The organism is Skermanella mucosa (assembly GCF_016765655.2).
Lineage (GTDB): Bacteria > Pseudomonadota > Alphaproteobacteria > Azospirillales > Azospirillaceae > Skermanella > Skermanella mucosa.
In genome coordinates this window covers 4,508,770-4,533,082 of record NZ_CP086106.1, presented here as the reverse complement: position 1 = coordinate 4,533,082, position 24,313 = coordinate 4,508,770, and the positions used below count along the sequence as shown (strand labels likewise).

The window sequence follows — 24,313 nt, the reverse complement described above, 5'->3', positions numbered from 1 at the left end:
CGGCGGCTGGAGCGGCATTCTAGCCGTCTGGATGGAAGTGGTCATAAATCTTTTTCGCCACCGTCCGGTTGATTCCCTCGACTGCCTCCAGATCGGCCAGACCCGCCCGTTCGACGCCCCGGGCCGATCCGAAATGGTGAAGCAGGGCCTTCTTCCGCGACGGCCCGATCCCCGGGATCTCGTCGATCACCGACTGGCCGATCGCCTTGGTCCGCCGCGCCCGGTGGGTGCCGATGGCGAAACGGTGGGCCTCGTCGCGCAGTCTCTGCAGGAAATAGAGCACCGGGTCCTTCGGGTCCATCCCGAACGGCGGCCGGCCGGGCATGAAGAAGCGTTCCCGCCCGGCATTGCGGTCGGGACCTTTGGCGATCGACACGACTGCCAAGTCGGTGATGCCCAGCTCGTCGAACACCTCCAAGGCGGCGCTCAGCTGTCCCTGTCCGCCGTCGATCAGCACCAGGTCGGGCCAGATGCCGCGTTCGCGCTCCGGGTCCTCCTTCAGCGCGCGGGAGAAGCGGCGGCCCAGCACCTCCCGCATCATGCCGTAGTCGTCGCCGGGCGCTATGTCGGAGCGGATGTTGAACTTGCGGTAGCTGTTCTTCATCAGGCCGTCCGGCCCGGCGACGATCATGCCGCCGATCGCGTTGGTGCCCTGGATGTGGCTGTTGTCGTAGACCTCGATCCGCTCCGGCACCGAATCCAGGCCGAAGGCCTCGGCCAAGCCCTCCAGCAGGCGGGCCTGGGACGCGCTCTCCGACAGGCGGCGGCCCAGTGCCTCCCTGGCATTGACCAGGGCATGGTCTACCAGGCGCTTCTTGTCCCCGCGCTTAGGCTCCACCAGCTCGATCCTGTGGCCGGCGCGAAGGCTCAGCGCCTCGGCGATCAGTTCCTGCTCCGCCGGCTCCTGGCTGACCAGGATCAGGCGGGGCGCCGGCTTGTTGTCGTAGAACTGGCTGATGAAGGAGCCCAGCACCTCCGGCAGCTCCAGGTTCCGGTCGTGGCTGGGAAAATAGGCGCGGTTGCCGTAGTTGCTGCCGCCCCGGAAGAAGAACACCTGGATGCAGGTGGAGCCGCCGTCCTGGTGGCAGGCGATCACGTCGGCGTCCTCGACCCCCTCGACATTGATGTCCTGGTGCGCCTGTGTGGCGGTCAGGGCGCGGATGCGGTCGCGGTATCGGGCGGCGGTCTCGAAGTCGAGCGCTTCCGCGGCGGCCTGCATCTGGCGGGCGAACTCCGCCTGGATGTCGCGGCTCTTGCCCGACAGGAAGGCGCGCGCCTGCGCCACCTGGGACTGGTACTCCTCGGGCGTCACCCGGCCGACGCAGGGCGCCGTGCAGCGCTTGATCTGGTATTGCAAGCAAGGCCGGGTCCGGGTCGCATAGACCGTGTCGGCGCAGTTGCGGAGCTGGAAGGCGCGCTGGAGGGCGGTCACCGTCCGGTTGACCGCGCTGCCCGACGCGAACGGGCCGAAATAGTCGGCCGACTTGTCGCGGGCGCCGCGATGCTTGGTCAACTGCGGATAGTCGTGGTCGCGGGTGATCTTGATGTAGGGAAAGGACTTGTCGTCCCTCAGCAGCACGTTGTAGCGCGGCATCAGCCGCTTGATCAGGTTCGACTCCAGCAGCAGCGCCTCGACCTCGGTGTGGGTCGTGACGAATTCCATGGTCGTCGTCTCCGCCACCATCCGCTGGAGCCGGTTGGGCAGCTTCATCACGTGGGTGTAGTTGACCACCCGCTTCTTCAGGTTCTTGGCCTTGCCGACATACAGCACGTCGCCGGCTTCGTTCATCATCCGGTAAACGCCGGGGCTGTTCGGCAGCGTCCGGAGATATCCCCGGATCACCTCCGCCCCCTGCGCCAGATTGCCCGCGCTCACCCGCCGACGGGACGCCGGAGCGGCGGGCGCTGCGGGTTCCGCCTTATCGGCGATATCCGGTTCGGTGATATCGGGCGTGGGCTGTACGATCTGATCTGATGCCATGATGGGCGGTATGTTGGCGGTTTTCCGTTGTCGGTCAACCGCTGCCGTCAACCGGCGGGCGGGGATGGTGGTTCCGACTCACTCATGTCCCGGTCATGATCCCGGCGCGCTTCGGGACTATCCACGGAAACTGTGGATAACTATGTCGATAACCTGCGGACGACTCACCGGGAAATCAGCATATCTCAGCGTTTCCACCGTCTGCCCATAAAATAGGCAAAAAATACAAGCCATTGATTTCAATCATGGATTTTACTGTCAAGCAGCTGCGGCATGGGGGCGGGTCGCTTTTTCAGGGTTGACAAGACACGGGCCGCCGCGCGTGCGGCGGATGTGCAAAACTCGAAAGGAGAGGGGTGCCAGATCTGTCACCATGACAGTTCCGTTATGCGGATACTGTCGTCCCGGCCTATTCGACTGCGACGAATCCGCGTCCCGGCTGCGCCCAGCCAAGATGCTCGCCGCCGTCCAGCGCGATCATCTGGCCGGTCATGGCGGGAGCGTCCAGGATGAAGCGGACGCCATCGCAGATCTCCTGCGGCGAGGTCGGGCGCTGGAGCGGGATGTTCTCCCACTGGGCGGCGAAGTGCTCTTCCGTCTGGCGGTCGTTCTTCAGGGTCGGTCCCGGTCCGATGCCGTTGACCCTGATTCGCGGCGCCAGCGCCATGGCCAGGGTCTGGGTCAGCGTCCACAGGCCGGCCTTGCTCAGGGTGTAGGAGAGGAAGTGCGGCGTCAGGTTCCAGACCCGCTGGTCCAGGATATTGACGATGCAGCCGCGCTCCTCCGCCGGGAGTTGCTTCGCGAACGCCTGGGAGAGCACCAGGGGAGCCCGCAGGTTGGCCTCCATGTGCCGGTCCCAGCTCGCCCGGTCGGCGGTGCCGGCCTCGTCCCGCTCGAACACGCTGGCATTGTTGATCAGGGCGGTCAGTGGCCCCAGCCGCTCGACCGCCGCCGGGACCAAGCCGATCGCGTCGGCCTCGTTGCCGAGATTGGCCTGCACCGCCGCGGCCCGGCCGCCGGCGCGGGTGATCTCGTTCACCACCTCGTCGGCGTCGTCCTTCGATGTGAAATAATGGACGGCGACGCCCCAGCCGTGGGAGGCGAGGTCCAGCGCCATGGCCCGGCCGATGCGTTTGCCGGCCCCCGTGATCAACACGGCTTTCTTCTTGATCTTTACCATGGCGCCACTCTAACCCGCCCCGCTTGGCTGGCAAGCGGCTTCACGCGCCGACGGCCTGGAGATGGCTGACCAGCCCCTGTCCGGCCCGCCACAGATGGAGGACCAGGGCCGGCGGCTCGTCGGAAACCGCCGGCGGCGCGTCGGGCGCCAGGTCGAGGGCGAACTGGAAGGCGGCGCTGGGCGCGGTGCTGACGGCGGTGCCGTGCCAGCGGGCCAGGGTGTGCCGGTGGACATGGCCGCACAGGATCCGCTCGATCGCGGGGTGGTCCTCCACCAGCCGGGCCAGCCGCTCCGTCCCGAAGCAGCGAAGCGCGTCCATGAAGCCGATCCCGACCTCATGGGGCGGATGGTGCATCAGCAGGATGGTCGGCCGCCCCGGCGCCTCGGCCAGCCGGTCGGCCAGCCAGTCGCTCCGCCGGTCGCACAGCAGCCCCGGCGTCTCGCCGGGCACCACCGTGTCCAGGGCGATCAGCCGCACCGGCAGGTGGTCGATGGCATAGTGGAAGAACGGTCCGGGGTCCGGCAGCCAGGGCTGGCCGGCGCACAGCGCGCGGAGCGCGTCCCGGTCGTCATGGTTGCCCGGGATGGCGCACCAGGGCAGCTCCAGCGGGGCCAGCAGACGGGCCAGCGCCTCGTACTCGGCCGGCCGGGGGCCGTTGGCCAGGTCGCCGGTGATCACGACCAGGTCCGGCCGGGGACGCAGGCGGTTGAGGTGCGCCACGGCGGCGGCCAGGGCAGCGCCGGTATCGATCCGGCCCGCGGCGAGCGCGCCTGGTTCGGTCACATGAAGATCCGTGATCTGGGCAATCAGCATCGCGGCCACTCTTCGTAGGGTTCGTCGTGTGGCATGCTACTTGAAGACGACCGGCCGGCAAAACTATCTCAAACGGGGTTTCGATCGGGCTGTCCGCCCGATCACGCGGGGAGGAAAACTGGATGCCGGTGCCGCACAGCCGATTCTGGCAGGATTTGACCACCAAGGAGTTCGCGGGGCTGGATGCCGAACGGACCATCGCCGTGCTTCCGGTCGGCGCGGTGGAGCAGCACGGGCCGCACCTGTCGGTCTGGGTGGACAGCGCGATCAATGCCGGGATCGTCGCCCGCGCCGTGCCGCTGATCCCGGAGCATCTGCCGGTGCTGATCCTGCCGATGCTCCCCATCGGCAAGTCCGACGAGCACGAAGCCTTTCCCGGGACCCTGTCGCTGTCGGCCGAAACCCTGATCCGCGTCTGGACCGAGGTGGGCGAGAGCGTCCACCGCGCGGGCATCCGCAAGCTGGTCCTGTACAACAGCCATGGCGGCCAGCCGCAGATCATGGACATCGTGGCGCGCGACCTGCGCGTCCGCCTCAAGATGTTCGTGGTGACCTGCAACTGGTTCAGCCCCGGCCTTCCGGACGGGCTGTTCCCGCCGTCGGAGGTCGTCCACGGCATCCACGGCGGCGGCATCGAGACATCGATGATGCTCCACCTGCGCCCCGATCTGGTCCGGCCGGCGGAACGGCGGAAATTCGACTCCCTGAGCATCGAGATGGAGCAGGAATTCAAGTACCTGACCCCGGAGGGGAAGGTCGGGTTCGGCTGGCAGACCCAGGATCTCAACCTGTTCGGCGCCTGCGGCGACGCGACGGACGCCGATGCCGGCCGGGGCGCCAAGCTGGTGGACCACGCCGCCCGTTGCCTCGTCGAACTGCTGGGGGAGGTGGACCGCTTCCCGCTCGACGCGTTGCGCGACCGGGTGTGAGCGCCGGTGCGGCGGCTGCTTGCCTGAATTTTACACAAGTGCCGCTCGCGTGGCGCTTTTCCAGGCAACGAAGATGCCGCACCGGGCGGAGCTTCAACACTTCCATGTTGGTATGGATTTTGCTCAAAGCTCAACCTGTCAAATGGCGGTTTCGATCGGGCGCCGACGGCTGGCCGGATCATCCGTCCACAGTTCACTCAAGGGGGGCGGGGTCATGGTCCCCTCCGCATTGGACCTCGCCCCCCTCTTTTCCCGATCCCGGGCGCCGCCGTGCCGGCGCCATCGGCAACGCCCGCCGCTGGGGGACGAGCCGTTCGCGGCGCTGATTATGCTCTCCGCTTTGGATATCGTGTTATTCATGCTGCCGAGGGCGCTCCGGCGCTCCAGGCCGAGGCGCTGGCTCAAGAGCACCGCCAGACGGGAAAACCGACAAGCGGGACCATCCGAGAGAACCGTATCCGTAGCCGAGAGACCGGTCGCAGATCATGCCGATTCCTTTCCAGAAGTCCTTCGCCGGCGCCTCCCTGGGCGCGAAGTTCTGGCTGAAGAAAGCCACCGTTCCCCTGTCCCTGCTCGCGGACCCGCCGCCCGAGGTGGCGGCCCGAGCGGGCGGCGACGACCTTGTCGCGGTCGATCTGCGGATCGAGCACGGCAAGGTCGCGGCGGTCCTGCCCGGCGGAACGGCGCCCTGCTGCGGCCCGGGCGTCAACCTGGAGAACGGTATCGTCTGGCCGTGCCCGGTGGATCTCCACACCCATCTGGACAAGGGGCATATCTGGCCGCGCCGGGAGAACCCGGACGGCACCTTCGCGGGGGCGCTCGCCGCCGTCGAGAGCGACCGGGAGGCCAAGTGGAACGCCCGGGACGTGGCCGCCCGGATGGAGTTCGGTCTGAAATGCAGCTACGCCCACGGCACCGCCGCGGTCCGCACACACTTGGATTCGCTGGGCAAGCAGGCCGAAATCTCCTGGCCGGTATTCGCCGAGGCGCGCGAGCGCTGGGCCGGCCGCATCACCCTCCAGGCGGTCTCGCTGATCATGGTGGAAACCTACCTGACCGACGAGGCCGTCCGGATCGCCGACCTGGTGCAGCGCCACGGCGGCGTGCTGGGCTGCGTCAGCTACATGATCCCCGACCTGGACGCGGCGCTCGACCGGCTGTTCGCGCTGGCGGCTGAACGCGGGCTCGACGTGGATTTCCACGTGGACGAGACCGGCGACCCCGCCGCCGAAAGCCTGCATCACATCGCCCGGGCCGTGCTGCGCACCGGCTTCAAGGGCAGGGTGCTGTGCGGCCACTGCTGCAGCCTCGCCACCCAGGAGCCGGACCGGGCGCTCGCCACCCTGGACCTAGTGGCCGAAGCGGGGCTCTGCGTGGTGACGCTGCCGATGTGCAACCTCTATCTCCAGGACCGGACGCCGGGCCGGACCCCGCGCTGGCGTGGCGTCACCCTGTTGCACGAGATGCGGGCGCGCGGCATCCCGGTGGCGGTCGCCTCCGACAATTGCCGCGACCCGTTCTACGGCTATGGCGACCACGACATGGTGGAGGTCTACCGCGAGGCGACCCGCATCCTGCACCTGGACCGACCGTTCGGCGACTGGCCCCTGACCACGGCGCCGGTTCCGGCCCATGTGATGCGGCTGCCCGACGCCGGCCTGATCGGGGCCGGCCGGACCGCCGACCTGGTGGCGTTCCGGGCGCGCACCTACAGCGAGTTGCTGTCGCGGCCGCAGTCCGACCGCACCGTCCTGCGGGCCGGCGTTCCGCTGGAGGCGAAGGTGCCCGACTACCGGGAGCTGGACGAACTGTTCGCGTAAGCCGCCTGCCGCCGAGCCGCTTTGCCCGCATGCCTTGCATGCATGCCGCGCCGCTCGGCAGGCTCGACTTTGCGTGCCGACAAAGCCATGATCATTTTAGTAAAGGGGTGCGGATGGTTTCTTATGCACCTGTCGAAGCTCCTCCCTAGAGAGGCCGGGCCGGTCGCGGCCGGAACGATTCATGAAGCTGCTTGCTCGCCTGTTCATCCTTGTTGCCCTGCTGGGTCTCGGCGGCGGGGCCTGGTGGTACTTCACCGTCCACCAGGGCGCCGACATGCCGGCGGCCGCCCAGGCGCCGGCCGGCGGCGGTGGCGGCGGGCCGCCCGGCGGCATCCCGGTGGAGGCCGAGCAGGTCGAGGTCGGCGACGTGTCGCGCACGGTGACCTCGGTCGGGACGCTGCTCTCGGACGAGTCGGTGGTGATCCGGCCGGAGGTCGCGGGACGCATCACGGAAATCCGGTTCAACGAGGGGGAGCGGGTCAGCAAGGGCACCGTCCTGCTCAAGCTCGACGACGCCATCGCCCGGGCGACGCTGGAGCAGGCCATGGCCAGCCTCAACCTGAGCAGGACCGAGGCGGACCGGGCCGACGAACTGTTCCGCCAAGGGTCGGGCAGCGCCCGCGCCCGCGACCAGGCGCGCGCCAAGCTGCTGGCGGACGGGGCTTCGGTGTCGCTGGCGCGGGCCCAGTTGGCCAAGCTGGACCTGACGGCGCCGTTCGACGGAGTGCTCGGCCTGCGCCGGGTCAGCGTCGGCGACGTGGTCCAGTCCGGCAAGGACATCGTCAACCTGGAAGCCATCGACACGCTGAAGCTGGATTTCCGCGTGCCCGAGCTCTACCTGCCCTCGGTCCGGGTCGGCCAGAACCTGGCGGTTACGGTCGATGCCGTGCCGGGACGGGCTTTCGCCGGTACCGTCTATGCGATCGACCCGCTGGTCGATGTCAACGGTCGGAGCATCAATGTCCGCGCCCGGGTGCCCAACGGCGACGACGCGCTGCGCCCCGGCCTGTTCGCCCGAGTCACCCTGGCCCTGACGACCCGCAAGGACTCGATCCTCGTGCCGGAGCAGGCCCTGGTCGCGGTCGGGACCGACCAGTTCGTCTTCAAGGTGGCGGAGGGGAAGGTGCAGCGGGTCAAGGTCCGCACCGGGGAGCGCCGCGCCGCCAAGGTCGAGATCCTGGACGGGCTCCTGCCGGGCGACACGGTGGTCACCGCCGGCCATCTGAAGATCCGCGACGGCGCGCCGGTCACCGTGGTTCCCCCGGTCGGGAGCTGACGCCATGCAACTATCCGAATTGAGCGTCCGCCGCCCGGTGCTCGCCACGGTCATGAGCCTGACCGTGCTGCTGATCGGCATCGTCGCCTACCAGCGGCTGGCGGTGCGCGAATATCCCAAGATCGACGAGCCGGTGGTCACCGTCACCACCAAGTACCAGGGCGCCAGCGCGGAGATCGTCGAGAGCCAGGTCACCCAGCCGCTGGAGGAGAGCCTGTCCGGCATCGAGGGCATCGACGTGATGTCCTCCATCAGCCGGTCGGAGACCAGCCAGATCACCGTGCGCTTCCGGATCACCCGCGACCCCGACGTGGCGGCCAACGACGTGCGCGACCGGGTCGGCCGGGTGCGCGGCTCGCTGCCGGACGAGATCGACGAGCCGGTGATCGCCAAGGTCGAGGCGGACGCCCAGCCGATCATCTACCTCGCCTTCTCCAGCGACCGGAACACGCCGCTGGAGGTGACCGACTATGCCGACCGGTTCGTCAAGGACCGGCTTCAGAACCTGCCGGGCGTCGCCGACGTCCGGATCTTCGGCGAGCGCAAGTACGCCATGCGGATCTGGCTCGACCCGACCCGCATGGCCGCCTACAAGGTCACGCCCCAGGACGTCGAGACGGCGCTGCGGCGGCAGAACATCGAGATCCCGGCGGGCCGGGTGGAGAGCGCCCAGCGCGAGTTCACCGTCGTGTCCGAGACCGACATGCGGACTCCGGCCGAGTTCGAGAACGTCATCCTGCGGGACGAAGCGGGCTATCTGGTCCGCTTGCGCGACGTCGGCCGGGCGGAGCTCGGCGCCCGGGACGAGCGGGTCAACGCCCGATTCAACGGGCGCAACGCCGTCGCCATGGGCGTCGTCAAGCAGTCCACCGCCAACCCGCTGGAAGTCTCCGGGGCGGTGCAGCGGACGCTGCCGGTGATCCGGGCCGGCCTGCCCGAGGGGATGAGCGTCGATATCGGCTACGACAGCTCCGTCTTCATCGCCGAATCGATCGACGCCGTGTTCCACACGATCCTGGAAGCGATCGTGCTTGTCGTGCTGGTGATCTTCTTCTTCCTGCGCTCGCTGCGCGCCACCCTGATCCCGCTGGTCACGATCCCGGTGTCCCTGATCGGCGCCTTCGCGATCATGTACGTGTTCGATTTCAGCATCAACACGCTGACCCTGCTGGCCATGGTGCTGGCGATCGGGCTGGTGGTGGACGACGCCATCGTTATGCTGGAGAACATCTACCGGCACGTGGAAGAAGGCATGCCGCCGTTCCGCGCGGCGATCCAGGGATCAAAGGAGATCGGTTTCGCCGTCGTCGCGATGACCATCACGCTGGCGGCGGTGTACGCGCCGATCGGCTTCCAGACCGGGCGTACGGGGCGGCTTTTCACCGAGTTCGCGCTGACCCTGGCGGGTGCCGTGCTGGTCTCGGGCTTCGTGGCGCTGACCCTGTCGCCGATGATGTGCTCCAAGCTGCTGAAGCACCAGACGCGCCACGGCTTCTTCTACAACGCGATCGAGGCGCTGCTGAACGGCCTGACCAACGGCTACCGCTGGCTTCTCCGCGTCTCGCTGAAAGCCCGGCCGCTGATCCTGCTGGTCGGGATCGGCGTCGCCGCGGCGAGCTACGTCCTGTTCGGCCAGATCAAGTCGGAACTGGCCCCGACCGAGGACCGCGGCACGATCGTCGGGATCATCATCGCCCCCGAAGGATCGACCATCGACTACACCGACCGCTATGCCCGGGCGATCGAGGGTTTCATCAAGCAGGTCCCGGTGGTCGAGAAGTTCTTCATGGTCGTGGGCTTCCCGGTGGTCAACCAAGGGATCACCTTCGTCCGGCTGACCGACTGGGATGACCGCGAGGTCAAGCAGCAGCAGGTCGTCCAGCAGCTCGCGCCGAAATTCTTCGGCGTGCCCGGCACCCTGGCGTTCCCGGCCAACCCGCCGTCGCTGGGGCAGAGCCCGACCGAGAAGCCGATCCAGTTCGTCATCCAGACATCGCTCCCCTATGCCGAGCTCCAGGGCATGGTGGACAGGATGCTGGCGGAGGCCCGGGCCAATCCCGGCCTGGTCAACGTCGACACCGACCTGAAGCTGAACAAGCCGGAGCTGAAGGTTTCGCTCGACCGCGACAAGGCGGCCGACCTGGGGCTGGAGATCGACACCATCGGCCGCACGCTGGAAACCCTGCTGGGCGGCCGGCAGGTCACCCGGTTCAAGCAGAACGGCAAGCAGTACGACGTGGTGGTCCAGGTCGCCGACATCGACCGCACCAACCCGGACGACATCGCCCGGATCTATGTGCGCGGCAAGCAGGGCGAGATGGTCAGCCTCGCCAACCTGCTCAAGGTCGAGGAGCGGGTCTCGCCCAAGGAGCTGAACCATTTCAACAAGCTTCGCTCGGCCACGATCACCGCGACCCTGGGGCCGAACTATACCCTGGGGGAGGGGCTGGCCTTCCTGACCGCGGCCGCCGAGCGGTCGCTGCCGGCGGCGGCCCAGGTCGACTATGCCGGGCAGAGCCGGGAGTTCCGCGAGTCGAGCAGCAGCCTCTACGTCACCTTCGTGCTGGCGCTGGCCTTCATTTATCTGGTGCTGGCGGCCCAGTTCGAGAGTTTCGTCGATCCCTTCGTGATCATGCTGACCGTTCCGCTGTCGATGACCGGCGCCCTGCTGGCGCTGAAGCTGACCGGGGCCACCATGAACGTCTACAGCCAGATCGGGCTGGTGACCCTGGTCGGCCTGATCACCAAGCACGGTATCCTGATCGTCGAGTTCGCCAATCAGCTCCAGCGCCAGGGGGTGGACGTGCGCGACGCCGTCGTCCGCTCCGCCGTGCTGCGCCTGCGGCCGATCCTGATGACGACGGGCGCCATGGTTCTGGGCGCCGTGCCGCTGGCCCTGGCGACCGGCGCGGGGGCGGAAAGCCGGCAGGCGATCGGCGCGGTGATCGTTGGCGGCATGCTGCTGGGAACCCTGCTGACGCTGTTCGTCGTACCGACGGTCTATACCTACATCGCGCGCAAGAAGCCGTTCGAGGATGCGGCGCCGGCCGGCGCCCAGCCCCACCCGGCGGAGTAGCCGCCGTCAGGCCGATCCCCGGGTCAGCAGGTCGGCCATGACGGTCAGAAGTTCCGCGGGGCGCACCGGCTTGCCGATGAAGGCGTCCATGCCGGCGGAGTGGCAGGCCTCCCGGTTGTCGCCGTCGGTATGGGCCGTGACGGCCACGATGGGAATCCGGCCGGTATCCCCCGGCATGGCCCGGATCAGGCGCGTCGCCTGGATTCCGTCCATACGCGGCATCATCACGTCCATCAGGACCAGCTGGATGCCGCCGTCCTTCATCGCCTCGACCGCCGCCTCGCCGTCCGGGACGATGCGGGTCTGGTAACCGGCTTTCCGGCAGATCAGGTCCACCAACTTTTGATTGATGACATTGTCCTCGGCGATCAGGATCTGCATTGGGACACCGCTTGAACCGAGTGGACCGAAACTCGAATTTACTGGCCCTTTATGAAAATTTTCAATGCGAATGTGTCGAACTTCCCGGCATCGTCCTTGGGCGACGGGGTCAGAAGCTCGCGAGGGTCCTCTCGACTTTCCGCAGGAACCGGGCGCGGCTCTCCGGGGTGGATTTGTCCATGGACGGGTGGGCGATGTGGACGGTCCGGCAGCCGCGCGCCAGCAACGGCTTCAGCCCGCGCATGAACACCGCCTTGCCCGGCTCGCGCATCCAGAACTTCATGAACCACCAGGGCGCTCCGTGGGTGGTCACCACCGCAAGCTTCCGGATGTTGGTCAGGCCGGGCCGGATCCGCCCGCCGTCCGCCGGCAGGTGGAAGGCCACGCCCGGAAGCCAGACGCGGTCCAGGTAACCCTTCAGGATCGCCGGCACGCCGTACCACCAGGTCGGAAAGACGAAGACCAGCGCCTCGGCCCAGCGCAGGGCGTCCACATACTCCTGGACCGGCCCCTCGTTCTCGCCCTGGGCGTAGTGGGCTCCATGTTCGGCGGCGCTCAGCCGGGGCTCGAACCCTCGGGCATAGAGGTCGAAGTCGCGAACCTCGTGGCCGGCCCTGGCCAGGGCATCGACCACGGTGCGGTGGATCGCGGCATTGAAGCTGCCGTCGGCGGGGTGGGCATAGATGACTTTTACTTTCATGCCGTTCTGACTAGCGGAACGAGCAGGCGGGTTCCAGCGGCATGGAAGGCCAGCGTGATCGTCCGGCAGTCGACCAGCCGGGTCTCGGCCGGCTCCGCCCCGGTGCCGGGATTGACCGGAAACGCGGGAAAGCAAGCGCCGGCCAGGCTGAGGCGAAGCCGGCTGCCGGCCGGCACCGTGGCGCACAGCGCGCGCATCGGGATCCGCAGCGGCCGGGTGGCCGCACCTTCCTCGGCCCGGACATGGCCCTGCGTCAGATTGAATGCCCGCCCGTCGGGCTCCACCTTGGACAATACGGCGGATACGTCGAAGCTGGGTGCGTCGGCCTCCACCGTCAGTTCGAGGGTGACCGCCCCGGCCAGCAGCACCGCCGACGACAGCGGGTCCGTGGTATAGCAGGCGACGTCGGCGCGCTGGTCGATCTCCCAACGGTCGCGCATGCCGCCGAGGCTGGAGGCGTGGCCGCCGAAGGTCGGCACGGGCCGCCATGGATCATGCACGATCCGGTCGGTCCCGGAAGCGCCGGGCCGCTCGGCCAGCACGCCGTCCTCCGTCGTGGCCGCCGCCAAGCCCGAGCTGGAGATATGGAGCGAAGCTGGTTCCGGGTCCGGAACGGCGTCGAAGCTCCGCCAGCACCCGGCGCACAGGTCGAACAGCTCGACCGCCGGGGCGTCGGGCACCGCCGCGCCCTTGAGGAAGCGGTCGAACCAGGCGAGCTGCTCGCGGTCGATGGAGCGTGCCGCCTCCGGCCCGAAATCGACCGTGCCGGCCCGGCGCCCCCAGGGCAGATGGGGCCAGGGACCGACGATCAGGCGTTGCGGCGCCACCGTCCGGGCGCCGATTTCCCGGAAAGCCGCCAGCGTGCCGGTCAGCATCTGGTCGAACCAGCCGCCGATATGGAGCATCGGCACGTCCACATCCCTGCCGGCCAGTGCGGCGCGCGGCGAGATCGCGTCCCAGTAGCCGCCGGGCAGCGGATTGCCCAGCCAGTCGTCGTAGTGGGTGTAGCGGGCATAGCCCCGCAGCACCCGCGGATGGGTCGGCAATTCCTCGTCCAGCGGCAGCGCGCGGGAGGCGGCGTAGAGCGCCTGGTGGGCGATGAAGTCCTGGCGCCGCCGCGCGGCCTCGGCCGCCATCTGGATCCCCCAGCCCAGGTTGTCGGCCAGCCGGAAAGCTCCCCCCTCGTAGGCCCAGTCGCCATGCATGTCCCAGCCGACCATGGCCGGGCACAGCGCCTTCAGCGCCGGGGAGCCGCCGGCCAGCGCCAGCAACTGCGTGTTGCCCTGGTAGGAGAAGCCGTACATGCCGACCGCCCCGGTCGAACCCGGCAATCCAGCGGCCCAGGCGACCGCGTCGGCGCCGTCCTCCGCCTCGTGCTCGAACAGCCGGAAGTCGCCGGCAGACGTGCCGCAGCCCCGGACGTCCTGGATCACCACGATGTAGCCGTGCGCCGCGTACCAGGCGGGATGCGCGTAGACGACCGTCGAGGCGATCGCCCTTCCATAGGGCTGGCGCATCAGAAGCACCGGGAAGGGACCGGCGGCGTCAGGCTCGTGGATGTCGGCATCCAGCCGGACCCCGTCGCGCGTGGTCATGGAGACGGTACGGGGGGGCCGCACCGGCAGCGGAGGCGTCGTGCGGTCCTGGGCGGCCCGAGCCGAGGTCATGGCGACCGTGGCTCCGGCGGGGTGGTCCTGTCGTCGGCGACGGTCTTGACCATGGGGTTCATGTCGCTCGGTCCTTCAGGCCGTTCAGCAGGTGATCGGAGGTCGTCACGAAGCCGAAGCATTGCTTGACATTGTACAGCGTCGCTTCGAGGCAATAGCTCGGCGACGTGGTGGCGCAGCAGTCGTTGACCAGGATGCAGTCGTAACCCAGGAAACTGGCGTCCTGCAGGGTGCACATCACGCACTGGTCCAGGTTGACGCCGGCGAACAGCAGCGTCCGGACGCCGAGATTCCGCAGGATGCTGTCCAGCTCGGTATCCCAGAAGCCGCTCATCCGGTATTTGGCCACATGGATGTCGGTCGGCGCCGCATCCAGCCCGTCGACGATCGCCGTCCCCCAGCCGTCGCGTTCCAGCACTCCGGCCCCGGCGGCGGGGCTCGGGGGGCCGGGCAGGGGATCGCCCGGTCCCGATCCCTCGCCGGCCGGGTCGCAGGCATGGAGCAGCGACGGGCTGAGATTCAGCCGGTCCGGCCGGTTGCCCCAGTTCACCCACAGCACCGGCACTCCCTTCGAGCGCAGCCTGGGCAGCAGCGCCGCCAGCGGCGCGATCGGCGTGCGTGCGGGCGTCACATCGACGCCGACCCGGGCAAGCCAGCCCCGGGGCGAGCAGAAGTCGTTCTGCATGTCGATCACGACGATGGCGGTCCGCACCAGGTCGATCACCAGGTTCTGCGGCTCGGCCCTGGCGGCGAGCGGGTAAGGCGTCGCCGGCGGCCGCACCATGTCCACGGTTTCCCTGGATACCCTCCACCGGTTGGCCGGTGCGGAGCCGAGCGGGGTCATGGTCAAGTTATCCCTCCCAGGGTCGGGGGTCGCCGTGGTAGCCACGAGTCGCATATGCCGTGCCAAACGGGACGGGAGCGGACGTACCGCGGCATGGCCGTGGCCGGCGCGCCGGAGGGCGCTCTCCTGCACAGGATTTGTGCGGGGTTCTGCCCGCCTTATGGGCTTGATGCGCGGGGGAAGCGGGCTATCGTATGGGAAAGTGTCACAGGCGGAAGATGGATCGGGACAAATGGGATCTGCCGAACGGGAACATCTCGCGAGGGAAAAGCTCGGAGCCTTCTGCCGCCATGTCGATCTGGACGTCGCGGGAGCTGCCGACGGTCCCCTGTCCGGGCTGACTTTCGCGGCCAAGGATCTCTACGACGTCGCCGGCCACGCGACCTGCGCCGGAAATCCCACCTGGCTCGCCTCCCATCCCGTGCCGTCGAGCACCGCGCCGGCGGTGCAGGCGGTGCTCGACGCCGGCGCACGGCTGGTGGGCAAGACCGTTACCGACGAGCTGGCCTTCAGCATCAACGGCGAGAACGCCCATTACGGCACGCCGCTGAATCCCAGGGCGCCCCAACGGATCCCCGGCGGCTCGTCCAGCGGGTCGGCTTCCGCCGTGGCGGGCGGCGCCGTTCCGCTGGCGCTCGGCACCGATACGGGAGGCTCCGTCCGGGTTCCGGCCTCCTTCTGCGGCATCTACGGCTTCCGCCCGACCCACGGCCGCATTCCGATCGACGGCGTGACGCCGCTGGCGCCCAGCTTCGACACGGTCGGCTGGTTCGCGCCCGACGCCGGCCTGCTGGAACAGCTGGGGCAGGTGCTGCTGGGCCTGCGGGAAGAAGGCGGCCGGCCGCGCAACATCCTGCTGGTCGAGGACGCCTTCGCGCTCACCGACGGCCCGGTGCGGCAGGCGCTGGGACCCGCGATCGACGCGGTGACCGCGGCGCTGGGATCGCCGCGCGACGTCACCCTCAGCCGCAAGGGTTTGGCCGACGGCTGGCTGGACGCCTTCAGGACACTCCAGATGCACGAGGTCTGGAGCACCCACGGCGCCTGGATCACCGGGCACAGGCCGCATTTCGGGCCGGGAGTGGCGGAGCGGTTCAAGGCCGCGTCCACCGTCACCGGGGAGGCGGCGGCGAAGGCCGACAATTTCCGGCGCCGCGTGACCGAGCAGATGGACAGCCTGCTCGGCACCGGCGACCTGCTGCTGATGCCGACCTCGCCCACCGTGGCGCCGCTGAGGGACACCCCGCAGGCCGATCTGGACCAGTTCCGCGCCCGCGTCCTCAGCATGACCTGCATCGCCGGATTGGCGCGCCTTCCGCAGGTCAGCATTCCGGCGGCCGAAGTCGACGGCTGCCCGGTCGGCCTCTCCCTGGTCGCCCGCCGGGGCGAGGACGCCATGCTGCTGGCCTCGGCGAAGCGGGCCGCGGCGGCGCTGTAGGATTCGATCCCGGGACGGGCGTCGGGGCGAGATGCCGCATTGCCGATCGGACCCGACGGCTGTCTTGTGCCGTCCTCATTCCACCGCATGCGGACGGTCGCCTTCCGATGGGCCAGCAGCACGACCTTCTGTTCCGCGCCTTGCTGGACGATCCGGTCCGGGCCGGCATCCTGATCCGCGATTACCTGCCGGCCGATATCGCGGCCCGCCTGGGCGACGAGCCGCCGGTGCCGCTGGACGGCAGCTTCGTCGACCGGACGCTGACGCCGAGCTGGGTCGACCGGCTGTTCTCGGTCCGCCTGCGCGACGGCGGCACCCTGCTGATCTATGTGCTGCTGGAGCACAAGAGCCACCCCGATCCCCGGACGCCGCTCCAGGTGCTGGGCTACCTGGTCGACATCTGGGAGAGCTTCGTCGGCGACGACGCTTCCAGGATGCGCCGGCTGCCCCCGGTCATCCCGCTGGTGTTCTATCACGGGCGCAGCGCCTGGACGGTGCCGACCTCCGTCATCGACGTCATCGGTGCCGACGAGGGCCTGCGGGACCTGCTGCGCGACTTCCGCTACCTCGTCTGCAACATCGTGCCCATCCCCGACGACCAGCTGTCCTCCGATCCGGAAGTCCGGGCGGCGCTGCTGCCGCTGAAATACGTCTACCGCCAGCCCGACCCGGAGATGCTGCTGGAGGCGGTGCTGTCCGGCCTGCGCGAGGGCTCGCCCCTGGCGGAGAAAGTGCTGTACTATATGCTGGAGATGTACCCGCGGATCTCCGTCGACATGATGAGGATGGTGAACGGCAGGGTCAGGCCGAACCGGGAGCAGGACATGGTATCGCTCGCTGCGCAGCAGTGGCTGAACGAGGGTCATGCCAGGGGTGTGATCGAGGGCAAGGCCGAAGGCCGGGCGGAAGGCAAGGCGGAGGGCAGGGCGGAAGGAAAGCTGGAGAGCATCCGGCTGGCCCTGGAGACTCGGTTCGGCTTGGTGCCGCCCGAGGTTGAGGCCCGCCTGCTCCAGGCCTCGCCCGATCGGCTCGACACGCTTCTGAGGCGTTCGCTGACCGCGGCGTCGCCCGACGACGTTTTCGCGGACGAGGAACGGCGTCAGGACTCGTAGGTCACCAGCGCCTGGGCCGGCACGTCGAGCTTGGCGGCGCCGTTCAGAAAGCCGAGTTCGATGATGAATTGCGCGGCGGCCACTTCGGCGCCCATCCGGCGCAGCAGGCTGACCGCGGCCGCCATGGTCCCGCCGGTCGCCAGCAGGTCGTCGAGGACGACCACGCGGGAGCCGGGCTTGATGGAGTCGGCCTGGATCTCGATGGTGTCGGTCCCGTATTCCAGGTCGTAGCTGTGGGTGATGATGTCGCCCGGCAGCTTGCCGCGCTTCCGGATCATCACGAACCCCAGCCCGAGCGAGAGGGCCAGCGGGGCGGCGACCAGGAATCCCCGGGATTCGATGCCGACCAGCAAGTCGGGCTTGTGCGGCCTCACCGCGTCGGAAAGCTGGCGGACGGTTTCCTGCCAGGCATCGGCGTGGGCGAGCAGGGTCGAAATATCGTAGAACAGGATGCCCGGCTTGGGAAAATCCGGGATGCTTCGGATATGGTCCTTGATGTTCATCGCTGTCCTGCGCGTTCCCGTGACTTGCCTTGGGCCTGACGCCGTCGAAGGCTGAAGAGCCGGCATCCTAGTCGCCCCGCGCCCCACTTGCAAACGGGAGACCCTTCTTGACGGATCATCGGGCCGGGCTGGCGTGGGCCGGGGATGGTGAGGGTGCGGGCGGCGTGCTTGCCGCGACCGGACCCTGGGTGATCGCGACCGCCGGCGGCCTTGCCCGGGATATCGCTGCGGTGCGTCCGCGGCCGGGCGCGCGCCTCGGCCTGGATCTCTCCGGCCTTGCCGCCGTGGATACCGTGGGGGCGCTCCTGTTGCTGCGGCTGGTGGACCGCCTGGAGGGCGACGGGATCGAGGTCGGGGTTACCGGCGCCCGGCCCGAGCATGCCGCCCTGATCGAGGCCGTCCACCGGGCCGACCGGAGCTGCGAGCCGTCGCGGCTGACGCGGGCCCACCCGATCGTGGCGATGGTCGAGCGGACCGGCCGCGCCACGGTGCAGGCGGCGCGGGAACTGGCGAGCCTGCTGAGCTTCCTCGGCATGATGGTGGCGGCGCTGGGCCGGACCGCGATCGACCCGCGCCGGCTGCGGATCACCGCGCTCGTCCACCACATGGAGCAGACCGGGCTGAACGCCCTGCCGATCGTCGGGCTGCTGTCGTTCCTGATCGGAGTCGTGCTGGCCTACCAGGGGGCGGACCAGCTCCGCCAGTTCGGCGCCGAGCTGTTCGTGGTCAACCTGCTGGGCATTTCGATCCTGCGCGAGATCGGCATCCTGATGACCTCGATCATCATCGCCGGCCGTTCCGGGTCGGCCTTCACCGCCCAGATCGGCACGATGAAGGTCAACCTGGAAGTCGACGCCCTGCGCACGCTGGGGCTCGACCCGATGGAGCTGCTGGTCCTGCCGCGCGCCCTGGCGCTGATGGTCACCCTTCCGCTGCTCGCCTTCTACGCCGACGTCGTCGGTCTCGTGGGGGGCGCGGTTATGTGCTATTTCGTGTTGGATATCAGTTTCGGACAGTTCGTACAGCAGCTCCACGGCGCGATCACCGTGTCCACCCTGATGGTGGGCCTGTCCAAGGCGCCGGTGTTCGCCTTCGTGATCGCGCTGGTCGGCTGCTACGAAGGGCTGAAGGTGAGCGGCAGCGCCGAGAGCGTCGGCCGTCTGACGACCCGGTCGGTGGTGGTGGGAATCTTCCTGGTGATCGTGCTCGATGCGCTCTTTTCAATCCTCTTCTCCTATATCGGCGTCTGAGCCGGTGATCCCGGCGTCCGAGCCGGTGATCCCGGCGTCCGAGCCGGTGATCCCGGCGTCCGAGCCGGTGATCAGGGTGCGCGGCCTCGTCACCCGGTTCGGCAACCAGACCGTCCATGACGGCCTGGACCTCGACGTGCGCCGGGGGGAGGTGCTGGGCGTGGTCGGCGGGTCCGGGACCGGCAAGTCGGTGCTGCTGAAGACGATCATCGGGCTGAACCGCCCGGCCGCCGGCCGGATCGAGGTGCTGGGCGACGACACCGCGGAACTGGACGACGCCGGCCGAATCCGGCTCCAGGCGCGCTGGGGCGTGCTTTTCCAGGACGGCGCGCTGTTCAGCTCCATGACCGTCGCCCAGAACATCATGGTGCCGCTGAAGGAGCATACCGGCCTCGACCCGCTCACCATCGCGGAGGTCGCCCGCATCAAGATCGCCATGACCGGCCTGCCGCCGTCGGCCGGGGCCAAGTACCCGTCGGAACTGTCGGGCGGCATGCGGAAGCGCGCCGGCCTGGCGCGGGCGCTGGCGCTCGACCCCGAGATCCTGTTCCTGGACGAGCCGACCGCCGGCCTCGACCCGATCGGCGCCGCCGCGTTCGACGAACTGATCGGCAACCTCCAGCGCAGCCTCGGTCTGACCGTCTTCATGGTGACCCACGACCTGGACAGCCTGCGGGCCATCTGCGACCGTATCGCCGTCCTGATCGACCGGCGGATCGTCGTCGATACGCTGGATGCGCTGCGGCTCCTGGATCACCCCTGGATCCGCGACTACTTCAACGGTCCCCGGGGCCGTGCGGCGCTGGATGCCGGGGCGGGAACGCCCTCGAAAGAGGCCTGAAGCATGGAGACGCGGGCGAGCTATCTTCTGGTCGGGGTGTTCACGCTGTTCCTGATGGGCTGCCTGTTCGCCTTGACCGTCTGGCTGGCCAAGTCCGGCTTCGAGGAGGCGGGCTCGTCGCTCTACCAGATCCTGTTCACCGGCTCGGTCGCTGGATTGCAGGAGGGCAGTCCGGTCCGCTACCGCGGCATCGCGCTGGGCACCGTGCGGGACATCCGGCTGGACCCTAAGAACATCGGCCGGGTCCGCGTCACCATCGAGGTCGCGGCGAACACACCCATCAAGGAGGATGCGGTCGCCTACCTGGCTTTGGAAGGGCTGTCCGGCGCCGTCTACGTGGAGATATCCGGCGGCACCCAGGAGAGCCCGCTCCTGAAGGCGGAAGACGGCGATCTGCCGATCATCCAGAGCCGCCCGTCGTCGCTCGCGGCACTGGTCGAGACGACCCCCGAGCTGCTGAACCGGCTGGTCGGCCTGTCCGGGCAACTCACCGGCTTCCTGTCGGCGGAGAACCAGGCCGAGGTCTCCCGGATCCTGGTCAATGTCCGGACCATGACCGACCATCTGGCCAGGGCCGCCGCCGGGGCGGAGGGGACGGTGGCGGAGCTGGGCACTACCCTCGGCATGGTGAACGGCCTGGTCCTGGACCTGCGCGACCATGCCGGGCGCCTGACGGACGGCGCCGACGCGACGCTTGGCGAGGCGCGCGCCACGCTGGGGGGAGTCGGCAAGGATGCCAGTCGGGTGACGGCTGATGTCTCGCGGGTGGCCGGCGAGCTGCGGACGCTGGCGGCGTCTCTCAACCGGGCAACCCTGGAAGCCGAGGCGCTGGTCAAGGAGAACCGCGAGCCGATCGCCGACTTCACCGGCACCGGCCTGTACGAATTCACCCTGCTGATCGCCGAACTGCGGGGTCTGGTCAACAATCTGGGCCGGGTGACGACCCGGCTGGAGCGCGACCCCGGGGATTTCCTGTTCGGCGGAACCCGCCAGGGCGTGAGCGTGGAGTGAGCCCATGAGACAGTCCGGCCCCATTCCGCTCTTCGCGCGGCTCCTGCCTGCCTGCTGCATTGCCCTCGGGCTGCTCGCCGGCTGCTCGCTGCCGGGATTCGCGCCGCCGCCCAAGCTCTATACCCTGACGCCCAAGAACACCTTCAGCGAAGGGTTGCCGGTGGTCCGTTCCCAGATCCTGATCGAGCCGCCGGTCGCCGCGGCCGGGATCGACACGGGGCGGATCGCGCTGAGCCGTGCCCCCACCAGCCTCGACTATTACGCGGACGTCAGCTGGACCGACCGGGCGCCTGCCATGGTGCAGACCCTGATGGTCGAAAGCTTCGAGAATTCCGGCAAGGTGATCTCCGTCGGGCGCGACACCATCGGCCTGCGCTCCGACATCATCCTCAAGAGCGAGCTGCGCGAGTTCCAGGCCGAATACGACCCTGCGGTGGAAAACGCGCCTCCGCGCATCCATGTGCGCATCAATGCCAAGCTGGTCGCGATGCCGCGTCGGAGCATCGAGGCCAGCAAGACCTTCGAGTCGTTCGAACCCGCCCGCGGCTTGGGTTTCGAGGACATCATCGCCGCCTATGACGAGGCGCTGGGGAAGGTGCTGCGGCGCCTCGTCGAGTGGTCGCTGGCCGAGACGGCGAGGCTCGACCGCGAAAGCCCGCGCCGGAATTCCTGAGGAGCAATGTTCAGAACCATCCTGGCCCTCTTCGTGGCCGCCGTTTCCCTGCCGGCCCTCTCCGTCCCGGGCCATGCCCAGGAGCCCCGCTACCTCACGATCGGCACCGGGGCCGTCACCGGCCTCTACTATCCCGCCGGGGGCGCCGTCTGCCGGATGGTCAACCGGGCGCGCACCCAGCACGGCATCCGATGCGCGGTGGAAGCCACGGAGGGGTCGTTCTCCAATCTCGGCGCCTTGCGGACCGGCGAGCTGGACATGGCCGTGACCCAGTCGGACTGGCTGTTCCACGCCTACAAGGGCAGCGGGCGGTTCCGCGACCAGGGTCCCCACAAGGAGCTGCGCTCTGTCTTCGCGCTTCACGGCGAGCCCTTCACGGTCGTCGCGCGCGTCGGGGCCGGCATCGACGCCTTCGAGGACCTGAAAGGCAAGCGGGTCAATGTCGGCGAACCCGGGTCGGGCAACCGGGCGATGATGGACACGGTGATGAAGGCCTGGGGCTGGACGGCGCGCGATTTTAGCCTTGCCTCCGAACTGCCGGCGTCGGAGCAGGCTTTGGCCCTGTGCGACAACCGGGTGGATGCCGTGGCCTATGCGGGGGGGCATCCCAACGGGCTGATCCAGCAGGCCGCGTCCACCTGTTCGGTCAAGCTGATCGGCATCGACGGCCGGCCGGTCCGGAAGCTGCTCGATGACGGCCCCTATTATGCGCGTGTCGTCATTCCCGGCGGCATGTACGCCGGCAATCCGGACGATGTCGAGACCTTCGGCGTCAGGGCCGTCCTGGCCAGCTCCGCCGAAGCCGATGCCGGCGTGGTCTATGAAGTCGTCAAGACGGTGTTCGACGATTTCGAGGCCTTCAGGCGCCTGCACCCGGCGCTCCAGGCCCTGGAGAAAGCCTCCGTCGCGACGGAGGGGCTGGCGGTCCCGCTGCACGACGGGGCGGCGCGCTACTTCGAGGAGGCAGGCGTAAGATAGCAGGCAGCGGCTTCCCCTCTTCCCTTACCGGGACAGATGCTCCTCCAGGATCTCCCGCGCGAGGGCCAGCGCCTCGGTCCTTTCCATCCCGGCCGCCAGCCGCGGGTCGTAGAGGGTTCGCAGGAGCAGCCGGTCCATGGAGCCCAGTTCCTGGTAGCCGACCCCGTCGTCGAGCAGCGAGGTCGGGTCGTCCGGCGCCTCGCCGAAGAAGCCCATGCTCTGGAAGATCTCCTCGATCAGGCAGGCGCCGACCGCCTGGGGCGGCAGTGCTCCGGCGTTGATGTGGATCTTGGAACTGCGCATCTCGCCGCCGACTGCGGAGGGCAGGGCGATGCAGGTGAAGGGCTGGTCGCGCCTGCCGTCGGCCGGATCGACGAAGAACGGCCAGTAACCGACGCGGTTGGTCAGATAGACGTCGATGTCGCCGGCCCAGAGCGGGTTGTCATGGACGGCGATCCCCGCGCCGGTCAGCTCCGCCAGTTCGGTGGCGATCTCCTCGACCCGCGGCAGCCAGTCGCCGCCCGCGTCGCCGCGCACCGCGATGTCGATCGACCCGGTCCACTTGGTCAGGGGACGCCTGACGTTCGACTCGGTGGCGAGCGCTCCCCGGTCGAACAGCCCGACGGCCCGGGCCAGCCATTGCGGGCGCGCTCCCGCCGGATCGGGCGGAGCCGCCATGACCAGGGCCGGCAGGCCCGATGGCATTGCACGGGCCTCGCCCGCAGACGCCCCGCCCGGCGCCGCGACACCGTGGCCCCAGGCCGTCAGAAGAACGGCACAGCATGTCGCGAAGCAGCGCCCAACCATGTTCCCAACTCCGTCGGCGGCCCTGGCGGCAACGCTGAGGGTAACCGATTCTACGGCCGCACTGTTCCAGGCCGATGATGCGCTCGTCTGCGCCATGCGGGGATAGGTCGAAAAACCCGAATGCCCATTTAAAGTTTGTGGGCTAAGCTGATGATGTGATCGGGCGGGACGCCGGAAATGGCAAGTCGGCTTCCGGCGGTCGGGGCTGCAATGACCCGGCGGGAGGCCGGGCTTCGAAGACGGGATGTTTCGGCGATGACCGATTTCGGTTCGCTGTCGCGCGGCGAGTTGCAGGCGATGGCGGAAGCTGCGCGCGAAGTGATGAACTGCCAGCGCGTCCTGGCCAAGACCGGCGACAACATCGTCGGGGAGGTCCTGCGCGGCGCCGGCACCTTCTACGAATGGCGGCACTATCCCCCCGGTGACGTCTATGATGCCGAATTCCACGCCCAATACTATTACCATGCCCATCCGGAGGACGAACGGGTCTCCGGAGAGCACGGGCATTTCCATACCTTTCTGCGGCCGCTGGGAATGCCGTCCGGCATCGCCGCGGCTGCGGTTCCCGACTCGAGGGAGCAGGGCGGCGATAACGATGCGCTGTGCCACATCGTCGGCATTTCCATGGACCGCGCCGGCCTGCCGATCCGCCTGTTCACCACCAACCGGTGGGTCACCGGCGAAACCTGGTACTCGGCCCCCGACGTGGTGCGGATGCTGGAATGCTTCGTGATCGACCATGCCCGGCCGTCGTGGGCCGTGAACCGCTGGATCACCGCGTTGCTTCGCCTGTTCAGGCCCCAGATCGTGAAGTTGCTGGAAAGCCGTGACGCCGAGATCGCCCGCTGGAGGGAGAAACGGCCCGGGACCGACGTCTACGAGGACCGCGAGCTGGAGGTGGTGTCGGAGCATTGGGTCTCCATCGAGGACCAGATCGCCCGGATCGAACTGGCCCTCGCGAAGGCGCGCCGCCGCGAGAACGCCGAGGCGCGGCAGTCCGTTTGAGAACACTCCCGGCTCAGGACCGCCACC

At 68.6% G+C, this 24,313-nt stretch carries 21 protein-coding genes; 12 read left to right on the top strand and 9 right to left on the bottom strand.

Going from position 1 to position 24,313, the window contains the following annotated elements; translation table 11 throughout:
• Positions 1 to 19: 19 nt before the first annotated feature.
• The 3 genes from uvrC to JL100_RS21040 form a co-directional block, all read right to left on the bottom strand.
• A complete protein-coding gene (gene uvrC, locus JL100_RS21050) occupies positions 20 to 1,981 on the bottom strand; it encodes an excinuclease ABC subunit UvrC (protein ID WP_202682640.1) in 1,962 nt (653 codons plus the stop codon).
• Between the two features lie 409 nt (positions 1,982 to 2,390).
• Positions 2,391 to 3,161, bottom strand: a complete 771-nt coding sequence (locus JL100_RS21045) for an SDR family oxidoreductase (RefSeq protein WP_202682639.1) — start codon at positions 3,159 to 3,161, stop codon at positions 2,391 to 2,393.
• A 40-nt stretch (positions 3,162 to 3,201) separates the two neighbouring features.
• Positions 3,202 to 3,945, bottom strand: a complete 744-nt coding sequence (locus JL100_RS21040; RefSeq protein ID WP_407696881.1) for a phosphodiesterase — start codon at positions 3,943 to 3,945, stop codon at positions 3,202 to 3,204.
• A 152-nt stretch (positions 3,946 to 4,097) separates the two neighbouring features.
• Here JL100_RS21040 and JL100_RS21035 point away from each other — a divergent pair, with 152 nt between their 5' ends.
• The 4 genes from JL100_RS21035 (at position 4,098) to JL100_RS21020 (ending at position 11,076) form a co-directional block, all read left to right on the top strand.
• Positions 4,098 to 4,904, top strand: a complete 807-nt coding sequence (locus tag JL100_RS21035) for a creatininase family protein (protein WP_202682637.1) — start codon at positions 4,098 to 4,100, stop codon at positions 4,902 to 4,904.
• 485 nt (positions 4,905 to 5,389) lie between these two features.
• The gene (locus tag JL100_RS21030; protein WP_202682636.1) at positions 5,390 to 6,724 is read left to right on the top strand and encodes a cytosine deaminase; all 1,335 of its coding nucleotides are present in this window, start codon (positions 5,390 to 5,392) and stop codon (positions 6,722 to 6,724) included.
• Positions 6,725 to 6,905: 181 nt separating this feature from the next.
• Positions 6,906 to 8,000: an efflux RND transporter periplasmic adaptor subunit gene (locus JL100_RS21025; protein WP_202682635.1), complete on the top strand. Its 1,095-nt coding sequence runs from the start codon at positions 6,906 to 6,908 to the stop codon at positions 7,998 to 8,000.
• 4 nt (positions 8,001 to 8,004) lie between these two features.
• Positions 8,005 to 11,076 (top strand): efflux RND transporter permease subunit, encoded by a 3,072-nt coding sequence (locus JL100_RS21020; protein WP_202682634.1) that lies wholly within the window; start codon positions 8,005 to 8,007, stop codon positions 11,074 to 11,076.
• Between the two features lie 6 nt (positions 11,077 to 11,082).
• On the opposite strand, the gene JL100_RS21015 is transcribed toward JL100_RS21020, so the two are convergent.
• From JL100_RS21015 to JL100_RS21000, 4 genes are all read right to left on the bottom strand, one after another.
• Positions 11,083 to 11,457 (bottom strand): response regulator, encoded by a 375-nt coding sequence (locus tag JL100_RS21015; protein ID WP_202682633.1) that lies wholly within the window; start codon positions 11,455 to 11,457, stop codon positions 11,083 to 11,085.
• A 109-nt stretch (positions 11,458 to 11,566) separates the two neighbouring features.
• Entirely contained in the window at positions 11,567 to 12,157 is a 591-nt protein-coding gene (locus JL100_RS21010; protein WP_202682632.1) for an NAD(P)H-dependent oxidoreductase, read from the bottom strand.
• Complete coding sequence (locus JL100_RS21005) at positions 12,154 to 13,824, bottom strand: CocE/NonD family hydrolase (RefSeq protein ID WP_202682631.1); 1,671 nt, start codon at positions 13,822 to 13,824, stop codon at positions 12,154 to 12,156. The genes JL100_RS21010 and JL100_RS21005 overlap by 4 nt, the downstream gene beginning before the upstream one ends.
• A 58-nt stretch (positions 13,825 to 13,882) precedes the next feature.
• Positions 13,883 to 14,668, bottom strand: coding sequence for a cysteine hydrolase family protein (locus JL100_RS21000; protein WP_202682756.1), 786 nt, complete (start codon positions 14,666 to 14,668; stop codon positions 13,883 to 13,885).
• 232 nt (positions 14,669 to 14,900) lie between these two features.
• Between JL100_RS21000 and JL100_RS20995 the strand changes: the two genes are divergently transcribed.
• Together JL100_RS20995 and JL100_RS20990 are read left to right on the top strand one after the other, a co-directional pair.
• On the top strand, positions 14,901 to 16,106 hold the full coding sequence (locus JL100_RS20995; protein ID WP_202682630.1) for an amidase: 1,206 nt from the start codon (positions 14,901 to 14,903) through the stop codon (positions 16,104 to 16,106).
• A 107-nt stretch (positions 16,107 to 16,213) separates the two neighbouring features.
• On the top strand, positions 16,214 to 17,218 hold the full coding sequence (locus tag JL100_RS20990) for an Rpn family recombination-promoting nuclease/putative transposase (RefSeq protein WP_202682629.1): 1,005 nt from the start codon (positions 16,214 to 16,216) through the stop codon (positions 17,216 to 17,218).
• On the opposite strand, the gene JL100_RS20985 is transcribed toward JL100_RS20990, so the two are convergent.
• Positions 17,206 to 17,721 (bottom strand): adenine phosphoribosyltransferase, encoded by a 516-nt coding sequence (locus JL100_RS20985; RefSeq protein WP_202682628.1) that lies wholly within the window; start codon positions 17,719 to 17,721, stop codon positions 17,206 to 17,208. The two genes, JL100_RS20990 and JL100_RS20985, sit on opposite strands and share 13 nt — an antisense overlap.
• Positions 17,722 to 17,828: 107 nt before the next feature.
• Here JL100_RS20985 and JL100_RS20980 point away from each other — a divergent pair, with 107 nt between their 5' ends.
• The 5 genes from JL100_RS20980 to JL100_RS20960 are packed head-to-tail and all read left to right on the top strand — an operon-like array spanning position 17,829 to position 22,474.
• Positions 17,829 to 18,971, top strand: a complete 1,143-nt coding sequence (locus JL100_RS20980; protein WP_202682627.1) for an MlaE family ABC transporter permease — start codon at positions 17,829 to 17,831, stop codon at positions 18,969 to 18,971.
• A gap of 4 nt (positions 18,972 to 18,975) precedes the next feature.
• Positions 18,976 to 19,812 carry an ABC transporter ATP-binding protein gene (locus tag JL100_RS20975; protein WP_228420820.1) on the top strand — a complete coding sequence of 279 codons (837 nt, stop codon included), beginning with the start codon at positions 18,976 to 18,978 and terminating at the stop codon, positions 19,810 to 19,812.
• Positions 19,813 to 19,815: 3 nt separating this feature from the next.
• Positions 19,816 to 20,823, top strand: coding sequence for an MlaD family protein (locus JL100_RS20970; RefSeq protein ID WP_202682625.1), 1,008 nt, complete (start codon positions 19,816 to 19,818; stop codon positions 20,821 to 20,823).
• A 4-nt stretch (positions 20,824 to 20,827) separates the two neighbouring features.
• Entirely contained in the window at positions 20,828 to 21,496 is a 669-nt protein-coding gene (locus JL100_RS20965; protein WP_202682624.1) for an ABC-type transport auxiliary lipoprotein family protein, read from the top strand.
• A gap of 6 nt (positions 21,497 to 21,502) precedes the next feature.
• Positions 21,503 to 22,474 (top strand): TAXI family TRAP transporter solute-binding subunit, encoded by a 972-nt coding sequence (locus tag JL100_RS20960; RefSeq protein ID WP_202682623.1) that lies wholly within the window; start codon positions 21,503 to 21,505, stop codon positions 22,472 to 22,474.
• Between the two features lie 24 nt (positions 22,475 to 22,498).
• Here the strand turns inward: JL100_RS20960 and JL100_RS20955 are convergent, their stop codons facing one another.
• Complete coding sequence (locus JL100_RS20955; protein ID WP_202682622.1) at positions 22,499 to 23,179, bottom strand: DUF2927 domain-containing protein; 681 nt, start codon at positions 23,177 to 23,179, stop codon at positions 22,499 to 22,501.
• Between the two features lie 357 nt (positions 23,180 to 23,536).
• On the opposite strand from JL100_RS20955, the gene JL100_RS20950 reads away from it, so the two are divergent.
• Positions 23,537 to 24,286: a DUF6969 family protein gene (locus JL100_RS20950; protein ID WP_202682621.1), complete on the top strand. Its 750-nt coding sequence runs from the start codon at positions 23,537 to 23,539 to the stop codon at positions 24,284 to 24,286.
• Positions 24,287 to 24,313: the final 27 nt, after the last annotated feature.